This window comes from Pseudomonas sp. PHC1, assembly GCF_046487845.1.
In the GTDB taxonomy this organism is placed as follows: Bacteria; Pseudomonadota; Gammaproteobacteria; order Pseudomonadales; family Pseudomonadaceae; genus Aquipseudomonas; species Aquipseudomonas sputi.
In genome coordinates, this window is record NZ_JBJXHJ010000018.1 from 83974 (window position 1) to 103761 (window position 19788).

The window sequence follows — 19788 nt, forward strand, 5'->3', positions numbered from 1 at the left end:
CATGAAGCGAAAAATGTAGAAAATTTGTCGTGGTTTTGTCGTTTGCCTGTGATTGCGGCACGAACGGGTGTGTGACCGACTAAATTTTTTTCCACGGCTTCGTTATCTGGAAAGGCTCATTGCGCGTGACGCGTGGGTGATTTCAGAGCGAGCCGGGCCCGACGTGTTCACGGTGGCGGGCGGTTCGCTCTTCGGCATTTCGATCAGGAGCGAGCGTGACTATTTCCAGGCAATTCACCGGACTGACCCTTGCCGGCCTGTTTCTCGGGCTGAGTCTGCCGGCACAGGCGTTCAGCCCTTCCAGCCAGACCGGCGCCGATATCCGTCGCACAGCCTTTGGCGTACCGCACATCCGCGCGGAAAACGAACGCGGTCTCGGGTTCGGTATCGGTTACGCCTATGCGCAGGACAACCTGTGCCTGCTGGCCAACGAGATCGTGACGGTCAACGGCGAGCGCTCGCGGTACTTCGGGCCGGAACAATTGACGGTCGAAGAGCGCGAGAACCGCGTCAGCGACGTCTTTTTCCAATGGCTCAATACGCCGCAGGCGGTAAGTGCTTTCTGGCAGGCGCAGCCGGTCGAAGTGCGTGATCTGGTGGAGGGTTACGCCGCCGGCTATAACCGTTACCTGGCCGAGCGTCGCCAGCAGGGACTGCCGCAACAGTGCCAGGGCGAATGGGTGCGCGATATCGCCGCCGAAGACCTGGTGAAGCTGACCCGCCGCCTGTTGGTCGAGGGCGGTGTCGGTCAGTTCGCCGAAGCCCTGGCAGGCGCAACACCGCCGCAGGCCACTGCGCAGATCGAAAATGATGCCAAGGCTTACCAACTGGCGGACACGCGCCAGCAACGCTTCGCCCTGGACCGCGGCAGCAACGCCGTGGCGGTGGGCAGCGAGCGCTCGTTCAATGGTCGCGGCATGCTGCTGGCCAACCCGCATTTTCCGTGGGTCGGCGGCATGCGTTTCTATCAGATGCACCTGACCATTCCCGGCAAGCTCGATGTGATGGGCGCAGCGCTGCCGGGCCTGCCGATGATCAATATCGGTTTCAACCAACACCTGGCCTGGACTCACACCGTCGACTCGTCCAAGCACTTTACCCTGTATCGCCTGCAGCTCGATCCGAAGGATTCGACCCGTTACCTGCTCGACGGTCAGTCCTTGCCGATGAACAAACAGACGGTCACGGTGCAGGTCAAGCAGGCGGACGGCCAAGTGGTACCGGTGTCGCGGGATATCTTCAGCTCGCAGTTCGGCCCGATCGTGCAGTGGCCCGGCAAGCTCGACTGGGACAATCAGTTCGCCTATAGCCTGCGCGATGCCAACCTCGACAACGACCGAGTGTTGAAACAGTGGTACGCCATGAACCGCGCCGGCAATCTCAAGGATCTGCAGGATTCGGTGCACACGATCCAGGGCATCCCGTGGGTCAATACCCTGGCGGTGGATGACAAGGGCCAGACGCTGTACATGAACCTGTCGGTGGTGCCGAACGTCGGTGCCGACAAACTGGCCAAATGCAGCGACCCGCGCATCGGCCTGCAAATGATCGTGCTCGACGGTTCCAACAGCGCCTGCGCCTGGGACATCGACCCGCAAGCTGCGCAGAAGGGTATTTACGCCGCCAGTCAGCTGCCGCAGTTGTTGCGCAAGGATTTCGTCCAGCATTCCAACGATTCGGCCTGGCTGGCCAACCCGGCGCAACCGCTCACCGGCTTCTCGCCGCTGATCAGTCAGGACGGGCAACCGCTGGGCCTGCGCTCGCGCTTTGCGCTGGATCGTCTGGCAACCTTGAGCAAAAAAGGCCCGGTCTCGGTGCAGGATCTGCAACGCATGGTGATGGACGATCAGGTGTTCCTGGCGAACCAGGTGGTGCCGGACTTGCTGAAGTTCTGTGCTTCACAGTCTGAGGCCGCGCTGAAATCGGTGTGCGGCAGTCTCAAGGCATGGGACGGTCGGGCGAATCTGGAGTCGGGCATCGGTCTGGTGCATTTCCAGAACATCATGCAAGCGATGCAGCAATCACCGCAGGCCTGGCGCGTGGCGTTCGATCCCAAGGATGCGCAACACACCCCGCGGGGGCTGGCCGTTGAGAAGCCTGAAGTGGCCAAGGCACTGCGCGAGGCCATTTTGGCATCGGCCGAATCGGCGGCAAAAACGGGCCTGACCGCCAACACCCGCTGGGGGGATGTGCAGGTGGTCAGCAGCGGTGGTCAGCAAACGCCGATCCACGGTGGCCCGGGGACGCTGGGCATTTATAACGCCATTCAGAGTGTGCCCCGTGAGGACGGCAAGCTGGAAGTGGTCAGCGGCACCAGTTACCTGCAGGTCGTGACATTCGACGACAAGGGGCCACATGCCGAGGGGCTGCTGGCGTTCTCGCTGTCCAGCGATCCGGCGTCGAAGTATTCCCGGGATCAGACCGAAGCCTTCTCGAAGAAACAATGGAGTGTGTTGCCGTTCACCGAACAGCAGATCAAGGCCGATCCGCAGTATCAGGTGCAAACCGTGCGCGATGATCTGGAAAAAGCGGGGAACGTCGCGGCGCATTAATCAGCGGTTTCAACCCGGCGACAGCCGCCAAAGCAGAAGGCCGCGCTCTTACGGGAACGGCCTTCAGTTTTTGGGTGGTTGCTGCGGCATCGGGTTGATCACCGGGTTGCCGTCCTTGTTGCGGGTCAGGAACACCGGCAACACTTTCGGCAGCGAACTGGCAAAGCTGTTCAACTCCTTGATGTTGTAAATGCCGCCCACCCGGATTGAACCGGTGGCGTTGTCGGCCAGCATCAGGGGTTTAGCCAGGTAGCGGTTGATCTGCGGCAGCGCTTCGCTCAACGGCAGGTTGTCGAGCACCAGTTTGCCGTTGCGCCAGGCCAGCGAGTTGTCATTGGCGTAGGTCTGGCTGATCTGCGGTATGTCATCGCCGTGTTTGTAACGTGCCTGCATCGAAGGGCTCAGAAGCAAGCCATCAACGCCTGGTCGGGAATTGCTGGTCACCCGCACGGAACCTTCGATCAGGTTCACCTTCACTTGATCCTCATACATCCAGACGTTGAAGCGGGTGCCTGTCACGCGAATCCGGCCTTCGGCGGCCCTGACGATGAACGGGTGGCTCAGGTCATGGCTGACTTCGAAGAACGCCTCGCCCTTTTTCAGGGTGACGCGACGCTCGTCCTTGTAATTGCTGTAGGTCAGCTCGGTGTTGAGGTTCAGCTCGACCTGACTGCCGTCATCCAGAGTGACATGGCGGACATTGTCGGTGGCCGCGAAATGCTGATAACGGTCGGGCAACCAGCCGAGGTTCCATCCGGCCCAGGCAGCCAGTGGCAAAGCCAGTGCACAGACAGAAGCCGCCGCGGCGTACTGGCGCCACGATCTGACCGGTTGGCGGATCGGCACGACCGGTGCGGGTTCCGGACGCGGCAGGTGCTCGGCAACGTCCCAGATCTCCAGCATCGCCTCGTATTCAAATGCGTGAAGCGGGTGCGCATCACGCCACTGTTCGAACGCCATGCGCTCTTCAGCGGTGCAGTCAACGGCGTGCAGACGCATGCACCAATGCGCGGCGGCATCGGTGATCGCATCGTATTCGGCTTCCGAGAGGGTGTTCTGGGTCATTGACTCGTCCTGATTTCCCGCATTCTAACCTTGAGGGGAAGGCGCCGAGAACAAGGTCATGGCAATTGCCCATCAAACATTGAACTTTTTTCGTTCAATCGCCCCCAAAAAATCAGGATGTCCCGTAAACAGTATCCGGATATGGAGTGAAAAATGATCAAAAAAACCTTGGCCGCTTTCGTCGCAACAGCCAGCCTTCTGAGTGCCGGTTTGGCGCTGGCCGACCGTCCCGGCGCAGGATGGATCACGATCGAGAAGGCCATCGAAACCGCCAAGACCAAGGCCGGGTATGTCGAGGTTTATGAAATCGAGGCCGACAACGACGGCTATTGGAAAGGTGAAGGGCGCAAGGCTGACGGTGTGGTTTACGAATTCCGTATCGACGGTGCATCGGGCAATGTCTTGCGCGATCAAAAGGACTGATCCCGAACGCTGTGGCCCAGAATGCGCAGGTGTCGAGCCTGCGCATTTTTTTGCCTGTTTCAGGGGGCTGGCACAGGATCCAGCTGGCGGCCGACTTCACAGATCAGACGGGCAATGGAATCGGCGTTGCGCAGGATGACAGCGGTGCGTGCGTTTGCAGATTGCTGGTCGAGGAACGCATCGCGCGCCTCACGAAGGTTCCGGGCGCCGGTCAAACGCAGGATCTCTGCGTGGATCAGTTCCATGCCCGGTACCTTGTCGAAATCGACCCAGGTCTTGAGGACAGCGTTCCACTCGGCGAACAGTCTGGCACGCGGTGTACTCAGAGACAGGGCTGACTGCTGGTCGGAGACCAGGTCGTTGTATAACGCCAAACCACCAGAGGTTATCGTCGATATCAAGTCGCTGAACGGCTCCCGCGCCCTGAGGGTAATGATATCCAGTGCCTTGCTGAACTGATGGGAAAACTCGTGTATCAACGTGGATGCCTGCGCATGGCCATCTACATCGAACGGCTCGAGAATAAAGGGTTTGTAATGATCCAGCTGTTGCTGGAAAAAATGCTCGGTGAAGTGCACCCGCTTCCGCGCATCGCCGTCGAGCACAAAAGCGATGACATCGTGCAGCAATTTGTTGGAGCCGACGACGAAACGGTCGGTGTCGAGCAGTTCATCGGAGGGGTCCACCAGCGCGTTGCAGATCGGCACAATGGCCGCGTTGATCCTGGAGAGAAGCTCCAGCGTGACCGTCGGCACATTGAAAAAGTCCTTCAGGAAACGGTTCACTCGTGAATGGAGGGCGCCGTTGGCGAGTGGGACCAGGTTATGCAGGCAATAGAAGGCGTAGCGTCGTGCCTGGTCGATGGCATTCACCAGCGCCCGGGCTTTGAGAGGAAACCTGACGCGGATTTCATCCATCCCCTGCGCTTCGATATTGAGCATTGTGCGGCGCATGTAGGTGGTGTTCTGGCGTTCGACCAGTCTGCCGAATGCCTGGCCGTAGTGAACGGTCTGGTGATCGGCGACTCGCACCATGCGAGGGCCGTTTTTCTGGAAGAGCGGACCTTGGATCACACTGTCTGCCAGACGCCAGGCATTACCGCTTTTGACGACCGGATACACCTTGCCATCAACCGCTGCAAAATGGCGGTTGCGCGATATTTGCAGGTAGGTGCCCTGATTCGGATTGAACTTCAGATCCTTGAGCGCAATGTCTGTCACTTCGAACGATTGCAGCGATGTGCGTGCGGGTGACGTCAGGTCAATGCTGGCCAGTTCCGCGGTGTCAGCCGTCGCTTGAACTTCGTCGGCAACGGCTTGCGTTGCGCCCGATGCCTGCGGTAGCAAGCCCACCAGAACCATTTGCTCGGCGCCCTGGATAAACGACTTCAACGCCCGTTTCCAATGGTGATTCTGCAGGGCTTCGGCGGAGTCCTTGAAGTCGTCATAGGCTTTCCAGAGAACAGGAATGTAGCCCAGCTTGCCGGGGAACATAGCGCTGAGCTGCCTTATTTCCTGACTGAACAGGATTTTCGCTGTCTCCCAGTCGAATTGCGATTCAGGGTTTTTCTGGGTGCCCAACTGCTGTTCCAGAAGCAGAAGATTGTCGTTGTAGAGCTCCTCCAGCAGATGTCCTTCAATTGCATGGATGGCCAGTTTCATTTCGCTGGTCTGGCCAATGGACGACATCAGCAGGTTGCGCAATATCGCTCGTTCGCTGTCAGGCAGACGGCGCAGCAGCAGGTCTTGCAAGAGACCGGGCATGTTGAGGGCTGCAATCAGGTTTTTTTCGTCCTCGAACTCCTGGAAAACCTGCTCGGCATACGGCGTATAGAGCACCAGAGGGCCCTTGTGCCCCTTGCCGGGAGTGAAAACATACATCCCCTGAACGAATACGGCAGTTGCCCCCGCAGTCTTGATCAGCGCCAGCGGGCTGGCGATGGCATGGGCGCCGGGCACGGCTGCTCGCGCAAGGGCGTCGGGCATGTCCAGGACCTGATGGATCAGGCCGAAGGCATTGTCTGAGAGATGTTGCTGCAGTTTGGCTGCATGGGCATGTTGCAGCAGCTGCCAGGGGAGCTGGCGAAAAAAACGTTGTTTGCGCGCGTGGCTTTCGGGGGTGTTCGCCGATAGCGCCTGCATCACTTTCCGGGCGTAGGTGGTCGGTATCGCCAGTGACAGCAGCATTTGCGTCACGGCGGTTTGATCCAGTCCGGCCGGCAAAGTCTTGGCGCTTTTCGAGGTGATCCTGAAACCGGTGCCCTGGGCAACGTTGATGTGATTCAGGGCAAACTCCGCCAGAGGCCGCGCCGGGCCGGCCAACGCCAGATTGGGGGTGATCTCGATCTCATGCGGGGCCAGCCGGTTACCGGGGAAGCGGCTGTCGAACATTGATTTCAATGTCTGCTCGACATGTTCAACCAGGGACGGTACGCCGGACAGGTAGTCCTTGTCGTCAGTGACGCTCCGGTACCACTGTTCCAGCAGCTCGACATGCCGCTTCTGTTCCCGGACCGGTGCCATGCCCAGCCAGGCGGGAAGTGTCTGCTGGGTAGCGATTGCCCGGGCGTGGGCGCTGGCCAGCGGCAGGTTGGTGGGCAAGCAGGCACTGCGCAATGCTGCCAGTGCCCTGTCACGGCGGGTGACGTCGCTGATCCGTTCGCGCACCTGTTGGCAACGGTCCAGATAGTGTTCGAGGGTGGACTGCATGCGCTCGTGCAATACATTGCCATCGATGTATTGAAACGGTCCCAGGCTGTACCGTCGATGGGGCTGGTACTGCGAGGGGGCGATGTTTTCCAGCAGGAACAGGCACTGGTCGCTGTCCCCCAGGCGCCGGTTCAATACCTGCCGGGCGACGGCTACGGTATCGAAAACCTCCAGCCCGAGGGCCGGGGTCCACAACACGGCGCGTCCGGAGTGTTGTTCGTCGAGCCCGCCACGTTCGGTGATGAAGACGCAGTGGGCGAGGGGCACCGGAATCTGGCGGGCGGCGCATTCAAGCGTCAGTGCGTAAGCGTCCGGGCGGAAGCCGTTGAGGGCGGAGCGCTGCGCACGGCTCGGCTGATCGGCATTGATGACATTGCTGACAATGGCCTGCACCGAGGGGCTCAGGGAGCCTGTGAGCGACCGGAGCCTGGCTTCACCATTGACCCCCACGAACCAGGCTTGGGCCAGATCCGGTTTCAGGCGCTCGAGCCAATAGCGCTGGATCGCCAGGTTCGCCATCGGCTGAGCCTTAAGTTGCTCGAGGATTGGTGCAGCCACCGAATCGAACGTCTTGATCGCTGCAAGCGCCTTGTCCGCCAGCACCACGGAAGGTTGCTGGTTGCCGGCAATCACTGGATGCGTGCTCCAGCGTCCGCCCGCATCGATTTGCTGCAGCCGTTCATGGATCATCGAGCGGATGTCCAGGCTCTTGTCGAACAGGGCGTGCAGGTTCACGGCTCCGTCGCTGTGGCGAAAGACCTGCAGCGCATATTCGATGTTCTGCCGTTGTTTGGTGATGATCGACTCGAACAGAATCCTGAAAATGTCACCGACAATCCGCTCGCCGGTCACTTGCGGCTGGCCGAATCCGAGAAAACGATTCCGTTCGTCCAGGCTCAGCAGGCCATAGAGTTCGTCTTCGTGGCCCCTGGCGAGGAATTTTGCCCTCAGCGTGTCCTTGAGATCCCTGTAGTCCTTGAGCAGTTGCAAGCCGTGAGCGGGCGTGTAGAGAAAGGCATGAGGCTCGCTGATCATCAGTGAGCCCGCCAGTTCCACATAATTGGCTTCGCGCTCCCAAAGACGCACGTTTTCCACGACTGGAAAGCGTGCGGCCTGAGCGACCGGCCGGATCAATTGCTGCAGCGTGTTGAATTGCCCGGCATCGATAACGCCGCTTTCGCGCCTGGACATCCATTCGCTGTACGCCTGATCTTCCAGCGCCTGGCCAAACAGGGTGCGTCGCGACAGTCCGAGGGCGGATGGCGCTTCCCAATAACGCTCCAAATGCCGGAACAACAGCGCTGGCAGTTTGCTTGCTGCGTGTATGACCGCTTTCTCCCATTGCGCCTGATCTTCGGTGGCCGGTGTTCTTCCCGGATTGGAAAAGTGCGGCGGCTGTTCGGTTGGCCAATGCTGGTGGCGGTAGTACATCAGTACGGCGTCACTCAGGCTCATGAGGTCGGCCAGTCGGTTGAAGCTGACTTGAGTGCGGCTTTGCGGCAATGACCCGAAGTGAGGCTGGAGCAACTCATCCAGCAGCGCCTCCAGGAGCTGTCTCAGTGTCGGAAGCTTTTTCAGCTCCTCGCACATTGTGCCGGCATTCAGCAGCAGGCTCTGCCGAAAGTCAGCCAATTGCTCGGCGAAGACGTCACCGGTGAAGCGGGTGAGCGTCATTGAAATACGCTCCGCGCCCTGTAATCGCTGGCGCTGGTGCAAGGCCAGGAACGCCAGCAGTTTATCCTGCTCATCGACGTCGTTGAGCCGTCGTTCGAGCCGCTCTTTCAAGTCGGCACGGTTGTGGAACTTCTGGATGCCCGCCAGTGGGGTGTAGAGGATCAGCCCCCTGTCGTCCGGCGTATCGCCGATGACAAAGGCGCCAGCCAATGGCACGGGCGCCTCGCCGGCGATGGGAAGCAGAACACGCTCGATAACCATGGATGGGTCTTGCTGGCGACGCAGTGCGTCGGATGCCAGTCTGGCATGGCCGAGCCATCGCAAATCCTTTTCACTCAGGCCGTGGGCCTTGCCCAGTTCGGGCCACAGGCTCGGTGAGTCGAAGGTTTCGGGGAATAACAACGGTGGCGTGGGGGCTGGCATCTCGAGTCTCGATAAGGGCGTTTGCACGCGTGGATAGATCGAAACCCAAGGCTAAAAAAACGCTGCCTGGTGCCGGTGGTAAATACATATCGCGTCCGGGTCGTTGCGCATGCCAGGGTTGACAGGTTGCCGGCTGCATGTGGTTAATCCGGTTGCGGGTTGTCCGTTCGCTGTTGTTCCCTCCAATAATTATTCTGGAGCTTCAGATGTCTGCGCCTCACGATCATGCGGTCTCGTCCACGGTGTCCCTGGACGAGCTGACTCAACTGCTGGAAACGATTTTCACCCGTCACGGCACCTCGGCCGAAGTCGCCCGAACGCTGGCCGCCAATTGCGCCGCTGCCGAGCGGGACGGCGCCCACAGTCACGGGGTTTTCCGGATTCCCGGATATGTCTCGACGCTCAACAGCGGCTGGGTCAACGGTCAGGCCGTGCCGAACGTCGAAGACGTGGCTTCAGGATTTGTCAGTGTCGATGCCGGCAATGGATTTGCTCAACCTGCGCTGGCGGCTGCACGGCCTCTGCTGGTGGAAAAGGCCCGCAGCGCCGGGATCGCGGTGCTGGCGATCCGCAATTCCCATCACTTTGCCGCGTTGTGGCCGGACGTCGAGCCTTTCGCCGACGAAGGCCTGGTGGCGCTGAGTGTGGTCAACAGCATGACCTGCGTGGTGCCGCACGGCGCCGACCGGCCATTGTTCGGCACCAACCCGATCGCCTTTGCCGCGCCCCGGGCCGATGGTGCGCCGATCGTGTTCGACCTGGCCACCAGCGCCATTGCCCATGGCGACGTGCAGATCGCCGCGCGCAAGGGAGACAAACTGCCGGCGGGCATGGGCGTCGACAGCCTCGGCCAGCCGACCTGCGACCCGAAAGCGATTCTGGAAGGCGGCGCGTTGCTGCCGTTTGGCGGGCACAAAGGCTCGGCGCTGTCGATGATGGTCGAGCTGCTCGCCGCTGCGCTGACCGGCGGCAATTTCTCGTTCGAATTCGACTGGAAGAACCATCCGGGGGCCAAAACCCCGTGGACCGGTCAGTTGCTGATCGTCATCGACCCGAGCAAGACCGCCGGACAAAGCTTTGCCGAACGCAGTCAGGAACTTGTGCGGCAGATGCACGGGGTAGGGCTCAAGCGCTTGCCGGGAGATCGGCGGCATTTGCAGCGGGCCAAGTCATTGGCCAAAGGAATCGAGCTGGATCAACAGACCCTGTCACAGTTGCGAGAACTGGCCGGCGAATGAGTGTTTGCCGGACATGAAAAAGGCGAGCCTGCGAGGGCTCGCCTTTTTGGTTCACGCTCAGCGGCGACCAAGCAGCAATCCGACCACCAGACCGAAACCGGCGGAGATCGCCACGGTCTGCCACGGGTGCCCGCCGATGTAGCTCTCGGTGGCGTCTACCGCGGGTTTGGTGCGATCACGCACGTGGGTGACCGAATCCAGCGCCTGCTGCAATTTCTGGGCGATTTGCCCGCGCAGGGTCTCCGCTTCCTCGCCGACCAGTGAGGCACTGCTCTTGAGCAGTTTTTCCGACTCTTCGATCAGCGCCTGAAGTTCGCTGAAGGCCTGGTCCTTGATTTGTTCTTCGGCGGCTTGAACGGCGGTTTTCCGGGCCATTGGGTGACTCCTTGCAGGTGAATGGACAGTGAACAATGGAGTGTGGCGCGACTTGAAAAGTTGCAGCGATTTTCCATCCGGAGCAAAAACCAGCGTCAGAGGTTTCCGTCCAGCGTGTAAGATGTCGCCATTTCATGCAGCAGGTAATTCCCGATGAGTTTCAATCTGGCCGACAAATCCCTCGCAGAGCGCGCCGCGCTGGAAGATGAAAAATCCCGACTGTTCGAACTCTGGCAGAACAATCTGGGCAAAGCCAAGGGTGAAGCCGCGCGGTTGTTCGGCGAGCGCGCCAAGCGCAAGGGCAAATGGGCCGAATTCGTGCGCGCCGAACTGGACGGCATGTCGCCGCCGGAATTCGCCAACATGGTGCGCAGTGAAGTCAATCGCCTGATGGCGGCCAACAAGTAATCACTCGGCTCTGAAACTGGCGCCAATCGCTTCGCGCACCGTCAGCACCACCGGATCGATCTGGGTGCTGGTGCGCCAGCCCAGTTCGATTGGGTAACGCGGCAGCGCCAGCGGGCAGGGCAGCAGCGCCAGCCCGCTCATTGAAGCAATGGCCTGCGCCGCGTGGGTCGGAATGGTCGCCACCGCATCGCTGCCCTTGAGCAGGTGCGGCAACGCCGCGAAATGCGTGGTCGAGGCGCAGACCCGGCGAGTCCGGCCCAGCGCCGCCAGCCCTTCATCGGTGATCCCGATAAAACCGCCCGACGACACCAGCAGGTGCTCGCGGGTGACGAATTCCTCCAGATCGATCTGCTGCTGGCCCGGCGCCAGGCTCGCCGGATCCACCAGACACGCATAACCCCCTTCGCCCAACACCTGACGACTGAGCAGCCGCTCGGCAAATCCGCCGGCGGTGATTGCCAGGTCGATACTGCGCTCCATCAGCGCCCGGGCGACGATCTGGCTGTGGGTCTGGCGGAAGATCAGCCGCAGTTTCGGTGCGCGGCGGGCGATTTCCTCGATCAGCCGTCGGCCGTAAGCGATTTCGAAATCGTCCGACAGGCCCACAGTGACCGAGCGTCCTTCGTAGTGATGGGCGGTCGGATCGACCATGGCCAGACTTTGCCGGCACTTGTTCAGCGCATCGCTGACCACCGGTTTCAACTGGTTGGCCTTGAGGGTCGGGGCCAGCCCCCGGCCGGTGCGCACGAACAGTTGATCGCCATACACCTCGCGCAACCGGCGCAAGGCTGCGCTGACCGCCGACTGGGTCACGCCCAGACGCAACGCTGCGCGGCTGGCGCTGGACTCTTCATGCAGGGCTTCGAAGACTTTCAGCAGGTTGAGGTCGACGGTTGCGATATTCATCTGGCTCATATCATTCAGCAGTGGATCGGTCTTTGTTCATGATCCCGTGGCGCCGGAGAATGAGCAACACCTGAACTTCACGGAGTGACCACCATGCCCAAATCAATCGTTGCCGCGCTGCAGATCGGTGCCTTGCCCGGTGGCAAGGCTGAAACCCTGGAACAGATCCTGAGCTGGGAAACCGCGATCATCGAGTCCGGTGCAGCGCTGGTGGTGATGCCCGAAGCCTTGCTCGGCGGTTACCCGAAAGGCGAGGGGTTCGGCACGCAGCTGGGTTATCGCTTGCCGGAAGGTCGCGAGGCCTACGCCCGTTATTTCGCCAATGCCATCGATGTACCGGGGGCGGAAACCGAAGCGCTGGCCGGGCTGTCGGCGCGCACCGGTGCCAACCTGGTGATCGGCGTAATCGAGCGGGCCGGCAGCACCTTGCATTGCACCGCGCTGTATTTCGACCCGCAGGCGGGCCTGGTGGCCAAGCACCGTAAATTGATGCCCACCGGCACCGAACGGCTGATCTGGGGCAAGGGCGATGGCTCGACGCTGCCGGTGCTCGACACCCAGGTCGGCAAGCTCGGCGCAGTGATCTGCTGGGAAAACATGATGCCGCTGATGCGCACGGCGATGTACGCCAAGGGCATCGAGGTCTGGTGCGCGCCGACTGTGGATGAGCGCGAGATGTGGCAGGTGAGCATGCGCCACATTGCCCACGAAGGGCGCTGTTTTGTGGTCAGCGCCTGTCAGGTGCAGGCCTCGCCGAATGAGCTGGGCGTGGAGATCGCCAACTGGCCGGCGGATCGACCGTTGATCGCCGGTGGCAGCGTGATCGTCGGGCCGATGGGCGACGTGCTGGCCGGGCCGTTGCGCGGCGAGGCCGGGCTGCTCACCGCTGAAATCGACACCGCCGAACTGGTCCGCGCCCGCTACGACTACGACGTGGTCGGCCACTATGCGCGGCCGGATGTGTTTGAGCTGAGCGTCGATGAGCGGGCGAAACCGGGGGTGCGTTTCACGGTTTGACGGATTGTCGGCGCCGCCATTCTTCGCGGGTGATTTCCCAGATCTCCCGCGGGAAGCGGCCGCCGACGAAGTTGTCCTCGTCCGTGCGGATCAAGCGCATGCCAGTGCGCTCCGATAGCTTTCGCGAGCCAAGGTTCGGTGCGGCTTTGGGCACGCGCATCAACGGTTGATCGAGGGTTTCGAACCAGTACCGGGTCACGGCGTCGCTGGCTTCGGTCATCAAGCCCCGACCTTGCCAGGCCGGGGCGAGCCAGAACCCACGGTGGTTGTCCGGCTCGTCCATCAGGCTGATGTTGCCAATCAACTGTTCTGGCGCCGACTTGAGGCGGATCGTCCAGTGCCACTCTTTGCCGGCCGCAACGGCGGGCAGCGCAATGTCGCGCAGGTAGGTGAGGGCGCCGTCGTCCGGGTAAGGCCAGGGAACGAAGACGTTCAGATACCGCACCACTTCCCAGTGGGGAAAATGCTCCTGGATGGCGTCGGCATCCGCGAGTTCAAGCGGGCGCAACATCAGCCGTTCGGTGTACAGCGTGGGAGTGTCTTGCATAAACCACGACTTCCATGTTCTGACAGTGGGCGGTGCAGGCTACCGCATCTTTACCAGGTTGCGGCACTGGCCCTGGGCAAACTCAGCTTGCCGGTGTCGACAAACCGCATCGTGCCAAACAACCCGCCCGCCAGTTTGCCGCGCAGCACATAGGGCAGATTGTCGAGGGTCTGGGTCTGGCTCAGGCCCAGGGTCTGGCGCAACACCGAGAACGCGGAAATGCTCACCGGGACGCTGACGATGGTTTCGGAAAAGCGTGGAATCGAGCCGCTCTGATCGCTCACACCCGACGCCAGCGAGTGGCCGTTGACCTCCAGATCCAGCGCGATGCCGTTGTAGTCGATGGGCGTTTCGTTGGGATTCTGCACCCGCAGCTTGATCGCGAAGCGCACTTCCAGATCCTGGCTCGGCAGTGGTTCGAGGCCGACCACGTTGATGTTCACCGGGTCGCGGTTGGGGAACAGCGCACAGGCGCTGAGGGAGAGCAGAAGCAGGGACAGGATGACGGCTTGAAGGCGGCGCATTGATGCTCTCTCATTGAAAAAGGGCTGAACCGTTGCCGGTATCAGCCCTTTTTTCATCGAGCGGACAGGATCAACGGTTCAACTGTGCGACAGCGGCCGGCGCGGCGGGTTCAGCTTTGGCCGGCAGGTCGGGGTTTTCCATGACCTGAAGAATAGAGGCTTCCGGGTCGAAGTCATCTTCTTCCAGTTCGATGAATTCTTCCGGCAGGAAGATATTCAGCACGATCGCACACAGCGCGCCGACGGTGATCGGCGATTCGAAAATGTTGCGCAGCGCCTGCGGCAGTTCGCGCAGCACTTCCGGCACGGCGGCAATGCCCAGGCCCATGCCGACGGAAATCGCCACGATCAGCATGTTGCGCCGATGCAGGCCGGCCTCGGCGAGGATCTTGATGCCGGCCACGGCCACGGTGCCGAACATCACCAGCTCTGCGCCGCCGAGCACCGGCTTCGGCATCAGTTGCAGCACCGCGCCGATCATCGGGAACAGACCCAGCAGCACCAACAGGCCGGCGATGAAGAACGCCACGTAACGGCTGGCCACGCCGGTGAGCTGAATCACCCCGTTGTTCTGGGCGAAGGTCACCATCGGCATGCTGTTGAACACCGCCGCCATGGCCGAGTTGAGGCCATCGGCGAGCAGCCCGGACTTGATCCGGCGGATGTACAGCGGGCCTTTGACCGGCTGCCGGGAAATCATCGAGTTGGCGGTCAGGTCACCGGCCGCTTCCAGCGGCGATACCAGGAAAATCACCGCCACCGGCACGAACGCCACCCAGTCGAAGTTGAAGCCGTACTTGAACGGCACCGGCACGCTGACCACCGGCACTTCTGGCAGATTGGCGAAGTCCACCGTGCCCATCAGCCACGCCACCACGTAGCCGAGGGTCAGGCCGATGACGATTGCGCCCAACCGCAGGAACGGCACGTCCACCCGGTTCAACACCACGATGGTGCCCAGCACCAGCGCCGCCAGAAATACATGGCTGGCCGCGCCCAGATCCGCCGCGCCGAAGCCGCCGGCAATGTCGGTCATCGCCACTTTGATCAGCGACAGGCCCATCAGGGTGATGATGGTGCCGGTCACCACCGGGGTGATCAGCATGCGCAATTTACCGATGAACTGGCTCAGCACCACTTCGATGAACGCGGCGAAGAAGCACACGCCGAAGATCGTCGACAGGATTTCATCGGTGCCGCCGCCCCGGGCCTTGACCATAAAGCCTGCACTGAGAATCACGCTGATAAAGGAAAAACTGGTGCCTTGCAGGCACAGCAGCCCCGAACCGACGGGGCCGAAGCGCTTGGCCTGAACGAAGGTACCGAGGCCCGAGACGAACAGCGCCATGCTGATCAGGTACGGGATTTCGCTTTGCAGGCCGAGGGCGCCGCCCATGATCAGGGTCGGGGTGATGATGCCGACGAAGCTGGCCAGCACGTGTTGCAGGGCGGCAAACACCGTTGCGGTGAAGTGCGGACGGTCGTTGAGGCCGTAGATCAGATCGTTGTTGCGCGGGGCTTTTTCAGAGACGGTCATGGTGGTGTGCGTGCCGCAATGCGGGGCCGGGTCGGAAAATGGGTGCGTAGGATGCCGTAAGCGAGGGGCGAGGGCAACGCATTAAAACTGCCCAAAAGGTCAGGTTCGACCAAAGGCTGACAGCAGATCTTCTTCAAAAGCCTTCTGTGCATCGCCGGGCACCTGCGCCCGATGCCGGGCCAGATGAAACGCCACGTCAAAGCTCAACTCGCCTTCGCGCACCGGCCGCAGCAGGCCTTTGTCTTGCCACTGGCGGGCGTAATGGCTGGGCAGATAGCCGACGTGCTTGCCGGACAGGATGAAGGCGAGAGTGCCTTCGACCTGTTCCGAGCGCGCCGAGCAGACCTTGCCCTGAAACGGCTCGTCACTGCGCAGGAACCTGTAGGGGTGATCGACCCGGTCGCAGGCCTGCAACGCCCCATCATCGGGTGCCTCGTCGGTAAACAGCGGATGGCCGGACGCGCAATACAGATGCTGGGTTTCGCTGAACAGCTCGCGGTAGTCGAACGCGCTCTGCACCTGGGAGAAGTAACCGATGGCCAGATCCAGCCGCTGTTGCAACAGCAGGCGCTCCATTTCGCCGGGCATGGCGCTGATCAGCTCGATGCGTACCGATTCGTCCCGCTCGCGAAAGCGCCGGATCGCCTCGGCCACCCGTTGCAGCACCGATTGGTCGACCGCTTCCGACAGGCCCAAGCGCACTTCGCCGATCAGGCGTCCGGCGACGCCGTTGGATTGATGACGGAAGGTTTCGATCGAATCGAACAGCGCCCGGGCGGCAATCAACAGTTGCTCGCCCTTGGGCGTCAGGCTGAAACCACCCTTGCCCCGGTTGCACACCCGATAGCCTAGGCGGGTTTCCAGCTTGGCCATTTGCTGACTGATACTCGACTGGCTGAGCCCCAGTTCACCTTGCGCAGCGCTAAAACCGTTGGATTCGACCACGCCGAGAAACAGCCGCAGCAGCTGAAGATCGACATCGTGGAGCTGACCGAGCATCACATTACTCCGGCATAAAGTCAGGTTAATAAACTTGATATTTTTCGAATGTATCCGACGGCGCATCCTGCCACCACTTCCTTCGGTCAGGTGTTCGTCATGGCTCCCGTCTTCAAGCTGTGTTTGCCCGCGTTGTTGCTTACCGTCTCCATCGCCGCCCAGGCCGAAGAGAAAACGCTCAATCTCTACAGCTGGGCCGATTACGTGGCGCCTGAAACCTTGCAGCGCTTCGAACAGGAAACCGGCATCCACGTGCGCTACGACACCTTCGATACCTCCGAGGTTCTGGAAACCAAACTGCTCACCGGCGGCAGCGGTTATGACGTGGTGGTGCCTTCGTCCAGCGTATTGGCCCGAGGTCTGGCCGCTGGAGCGCTCAAGGAAATTCCCCACGAAGGGCTCAAGGGTTACGCCAATCTCGATCCCGATCTGCTGGAAAAACTGGCGGCGGTCGATCCCGGCAACCGCTACGGCGTGCCGTACACCTGGGGCACGCTCGGGCTGGGCATGAACGTCGAAGCTGTGAAGCAGCGGCTGCCGGATGTGCCGCTCAATAGCCTCGATCTGCTGTTCAAGCCCGAATACGCCAGCAAGCTCAAGGATTGCGGGATCGCGATTCTCGATTCGCCGCAGGAAGTGATCGGCCTGGCGCTGCACTACCTCGGTAAAGATCCCTACAGCACCGACAAGACCGATCTGGCCGCCGCCGAAGCCTTGTTGCAGACGTTGCAGCCCTCGGTGCTGTACGTCGCCACCGGCCGACAGATCAATGATCTGGCCAACGGCAGCGTCTGCCTGGCGCTGACCTACAACGGTGACGCGAGCATGGCGGCCGATCAGGCGCGCAAGGCCAACAAGCCGTTTGAGGTCGCTTACCGGATTCCCAAGGAAGGCACGCTGGTGTGGCAGGACAACCTCGCCATCCCCAAAGACGCGCCGCACCCCGAAGCCGCACACACCTTCATTGAGTTCATGTTGCGCCCCGAATCCGTGGCGGCGCTGACCAACACGCTGTTTTTCGCCACCGCCAACCAGGCCGCCATGCCGCTGGTGGATGAAGCGGTGCGCAACGATCCGGACATTTACCCGAAACCCGACGTGCGCGAGCGGCTGTACGCCGACCGCAGCATGAGCCTCAAGGACATGCGCCAGCGCACCCGCTTGTGGACCACTTTCCGCAGCCGCCAATAGCCCTTCATAACAACAGGAACACACCGATGGACGTGCCCATGCAAAACGATCAGGCCCTGACCCGTGACAGCCTTTATGGCACCGCTGCCGAAAGCACTTACGCCGGAATCACCAGTTTCATGCGCCGACGCTACAGCCGCGACCTGCGCGGCGTGGACGTGGCGGTCAGCGGTGTGCCGTTCGACACCGCCACCAGCAACCGTCCGGGCGCGCGTTTCGGGCCGCGCGGGATTCGTGCGGCATCCACCGGGATTGCCTGGGAACGGCACTGGCCATGGACGTTCGACCCGTTCGATCATCTGGCGGTGATCGACTACGGCGATTGCGACTTCGATTACGGCTCGCCGCACACCGTCCCGGAAAGCATCGAGGCCCACGCCGAGCACATTCTCGGTTCCGGCAGCGCGATGCTCACCTTCGGTGGCGACCACTTCATCAGCTATCCGCTGCTCAAGGCCCATGCGCGCAAGCACGGCACGTTGTCGCTGATTCACTTCGACGCCCACAGCGACACCTGGCCGGACGAGGGCGGCAAACGGGTCGATCACGGCACCATGTTCTGGCACGCGGCGCGGGAGGGGCTGGTGGATCCGGCGCGTTCGGTGCAGATCGGTTTGCGCACCACCAATGACGATCATCAGGGCTTTCAGGTGCTGGACGCGCGGCAGGTGCATCGGCGGGGTTGCGAAGCGATCGTCGAGGCCATTCGGGCGCGAGTCGGGGACAACCCGGTGTACCTGACATTCGACATCGATTGCCTCGACCCGGCCTTTGCCCCGGGCACCGGCACCCCGGTGTGCGGCGGCCTGAGCACGGTGCAGGCGCTGGAGATCCTTGGCGGCCTGCGCGGGATCAATCTGGTGGGCATGGACGTGGTGGAAGTGGCGCCGGCCTATGACCATGCGGACGTAACATCGCTGGCAGCGGCAACCCTGGCGATGGAGATGCTGTGCCTGTACGCGGCCAGGCATAAAGTCGACGTGTGACCCTTTGAGCCTGGTGAAAGCTCCTGACAATTTCTGACACCTGGCTCTGCTAAGCTCCGGCAAATTTTCTGTCCAGAGCCTCACACCGTGTCGCGAACCACACGTCTACTGACCCTGCTGCAAGTGCTGCGCGGCAAGAAACGCCCGGTGACTGCGGCGACGCTGGCGTCCGAGCTGGAGATCTCCGAGCGTACCCTCTATCGCGACATCGCCGAATTGACCGCACTCGGCGCGCCGATCCATGGCGAGGCGGGCATCGGTTACGTGTTGCGCAGCGGTCTGTTTCTGCCGCCGTTGATGCTCAACGCCGACGAGACCGAAGCCATCGTGCTGGGCTTGCGCTATGTCGATCAGCGCGGTGACGAGGTGCTGAGCAAGGCGGCGGCGGATGCCTTGGCGAAGATCGCTGCGGTGCTGGACCCGCAGGCCCAGGAAGCACTGCGCAATCCGACCGTCATGCCCGGGCCGCCAGGTTATGGCTTTCCGCAAAACGCGGTGCCATTGAACGTGTTCCGCCACGCGATCCGCGATCAGGCCAAGCTGCATATCGATTACGCCGATGCGCAGCAGGTGCAGAGCCAGCGATTGATCTGGCCGCTGGCGCTGGGCTTTCTCAACGAGGTGCGGATCATCGTCGCGTGGTGTGAATTGCGCGGCGCCTATCGCACCTTTCGCACCGACCGGATTGCCGCCGCCAGCCTGCAGGGCGAGCGCTATCCGGGGCGTCGCAGCGACCTCTTGCGCACCTGGCAGCGGCAGATGCAACTGGACGAAAACGGGCGCTTCACTCCTGACAGGAACTGACGCAGGGCTGTTCTAGGATGGCGACAGAACCCGAAAAAAGGAGCTGCACTCATGTTTCATCCCACCTCGATACTCGCCCCGGCCATCGTTGAGTACATCAACGCCGCCAATGCTCGCGATACGTCCCGGGTCGGCAGTTTTTTTGCCGAGGATGCCCATGTGTTCGATGAAGGCCATCATCAGGTCGGCCCGCAGGCCATCGCCGACTGGATGCAAGACACTGCTAAGCGCTATCAGCCACGGGTCGAAGTGCTCGGCGTCCAACAGCGCACCGGCAAGGTGTTGGTGCAAGGGCTGATCTCCGGAACGTTCCCCGGCAGTCCGCTGGAGCTGCGCTACACGTTCCGGCTCAACGAACAGGGCAAAATCGCTCGGCTGGATATTTCCCTGTAGCCGTCGTGGCATACTGCC

17 protein-coding genes are annotated in these 19788 nt (G+C 61.5%); 9 read left to right on the forward strand and 8 right to left on the reverse strand.

Annotated features, from left to right (window positions below; all coding sequences use genetic code 11):
* Positions 1-215: 215 nt before the first annotated feature.
* Positions 216-2552 carry an acylase gene (locus tag ACKJSM_RS20845; protein ID WP_410238697.1) on the forward strand — a complete coding sequence of 779 codons (2337 nt, stop codon included), beginning with the start codon at positions 216-218 and terminating at the stop codon, positions 2550-2552.
* Positions 2553-2615: 63 nt separating this feature from the next.
* Here ACKJSM_RS20845 and ACKJSM_RS20850 read toward each other — a convergent pair whose 3' ends face one another.
* Positions 2616-3617: a FecR family protein gene (locus tag ACKJSM_RS20850; RefSeq protein WP_410238698.1), complete on the reverse strand. Its 1002-nt coding sequence runs from the start codon at positions 3615-3617 to the stop codon at positions 2616-2618.
* A 153-nt stretch (positions 3618-3770) separates the two neighbouring features.
* Between ACKJSM_RS20850 and ACKJSM_RS20855 the strand changes: the two genes are divergently transcribed.
* Positions 3771-4040, forward strand: coding sequence for a PepSY domain-containing protein (locus ACKJSM_RS20855; protein ID WP_236178480.1), 270 nt, complete (start codon positions 3771-3773; stop codon positions 4038-4040).
* A gap of 59 nt (positions 4041-4099) precedes the next feature.
* On the opposite strand, the gene ACKJSM_RS20860 is transcribed toward ACKJSM_RS20855, so the two are convergent.
* Positions 4100-8683, reverse strand: a complete 4584-nt coding sequence (locus ACKJSM_RS20860; protein WP_410238699.1) for a dermonecrotic toxin domain-containing protein — start codon at positions 8681-8683, stop codon at positions 4100-4102.
* Between the two features lie 368 nt (positions 8684-9051).
* Between ACKJSM_RS20860 and ACKJSM_RS20865 the strand changes: the two genes are divergently transcribed.
* Entirely contained in the window at positions 9052-10083 is a 1032-nt protein-coding gene (locus tag ACKJSM_RS20865; RefSeq protein WP_236178482.1) for an Ldh family oxidoreductase, read from the forward strand.
* 57 nt (positions 10084-10140) lie between these two features.
* Here the strand turns inward: ACKJSM_RS20865 and ACKJSM_RS20870 are convergent, their stop codons facing one another.
* On the reverse strand, positions 10141-10458 hold the full coding sequence (locus tag ACKJSM_RS20870) for a YqjD family protein (RefSeq protein ID WP_236178483.1): 318 nt from the start codon (positions 10456-10458) through the stop codon (positions 10141-10143).
* A 153-nt stretch (positions 10459-10611) separates the two neighbouring features.
* Here ACKJSM_RS20870 and ACKJSM_RS20875 point away from each other — a divergent pair, with 153 nt between their 5' ends.
* Complete coding sequence (locus ACKJSM_RS20875; protein WP_236178484.1) at positions 10612-10866, forward strand: hypothetical protein; 255 nt, start codon at positions 10612-10614, stop codon at positions 10864-10866.
* On the opposite strand, the gene ACKJSM_RS20880 is transcribed toward ACKJSM_RS20875, so the two are convergent.
* Complete coding sequence (locus ACKJSM_RS20880; protein WP_236178485.1) at positions 10867-11781, reverse strand: LysR family transcriptional regulator; 915 nt, start codon at positions 11779-11781, stop codon at positions 10867-10869.
* A gap of 84 nt (positions 11782-11865) precedes the next feature.
* Between ACKJSM_RS20880 and ACKJSM_RS20885 the strand changes: the two genes are divergently transcribed.
* Positions 11866-12789, forward strand: coding sequence for a carbon-nitrogen hydrolase family protein (locus tag ACKJSM_RS20885; RefSeq protein WP_236178486.1), 924 nt, complete (start codon positions 11866-11868; stop codon positions 12787-12789).
* Here the strand turns inward: ACKJSM_RS20885 and ACKJSM_RS20890 are convergent.
* From ACKJSM_RS20890 to ACKJSM_RS20905, 4 genes are all read right to left on the reverse strand, one after another.
* Positions 12779-13336: a GNAT family N-acetyltransferase gene (locus ACKJSM_RS20890; protein WP_339488642.1), complete on the reverse strand. Its 558-nt coding sequence runs from the start codon at positions 13334-13336 to the stop codon at positions 12779-12781. The genes ACKJSM_RS20885 and ACKJSM_RS20890 overlap by 11 nt on opposite strands.
* Positions 13337-13386: 50 nt before the next feature.
* Positions 13387-13860: an LEA type 2 family protein gene (locus ACKJSM_RS20895; protein ID WP_007957522.1), complete on the reverse strand. Its 474-nt coding sequence runs from the start codon at positions 13858-13860 to the stop codon at positions 13387-13389.
* A 70-nt stretch (positions 13861-13930) separates the two neighbouring features.
* Complete coding sequence (locus ACKJSM_RS20900; protein WP_085667096.1) at positions 13931-15397, reverse strand: nucleobase:cation symporter-2 family protein; 1467 nt, start codon at positions 15395-15397, stop codon at positions 13931-13933.
* Between the two features lie 99 nt (positions 15398-15496).
* Positions 15497-16396 (reverse strand): LysR family transcriptional regulator, encoded by a 900-nt coding sequence (locus tag ACKJSM_RS20905; RefSeq protein WP_410238701.1) that lies wholly within the window; start codon positions 16394-16396, stop codon positions 15497-15499.
* A 99-nt stretch (positions 16397-16495) separates the two neighbouring features.
* On the opposite strand from ACKJSM_RS20905, the gene ACKJSM_RS20910 reads away from it, so the two are divergent.
* The 4 genes from ACKJSM_RS20910 to ACKJSM_RS20925 all read left to right on the forward strand — a co-directional run bounded on the left by ACKJSM_RS20910 (position 16496) and on the right by ACKJSM_RS20925 (position 19770).
* The gene (locus ACKJSM_RS20910; RefSeq protein ID WP_410238702.1) at positions 16496-17587 is read left to right on the forward strand and encodes a polyamine ABC transporter substrate-binding protein; all 1092 of its coding nucleotides are present in this window, start codon (positions 16496-16498) and stop codon (positions 17585-17587) included.
* Positions 17588-17613: 26 nt separating this feature from the next.
* The gene (gene speB, locus ACKJSM_RS20915) at positions 17614-18573 is read left to right on the forward strand and encodes an agmatinase (RefSeq protein ID WP_236178490.1); all 960 of its coding nucleotides are present in this window, start codon (positions 17614-17616) and stop codon (positions 18571-18573) included.
* A gap of 87 nt (positions 18574-18660) precedes the next feature.
* Positions 18661-19377 carry a helix-turn-helix transcriptional regulator gene (locus tag ACKJSM_RS20920; protein WP_115077845.1) on the forward strand — a complete coding sequence of 239 codons (717 nt, stop codon included), beginning with the start codon at positions 18661-18663 and terminating at the stop codon, positions 19375-19377.
* 51 nt (positions 19378-19428) lie between these two features.
* Entirely contained in the window at positions 19429-19770 is a 342-nt protein-coding gene (locus tag ACKJSM_RS20925) for a nuclear transport factor 2 family protein (protein ID WP_236178491.1), read from the forward strand.
* The last annotated feature ends 18 nt before the right edge of the window (positions 19771-19788 follow it).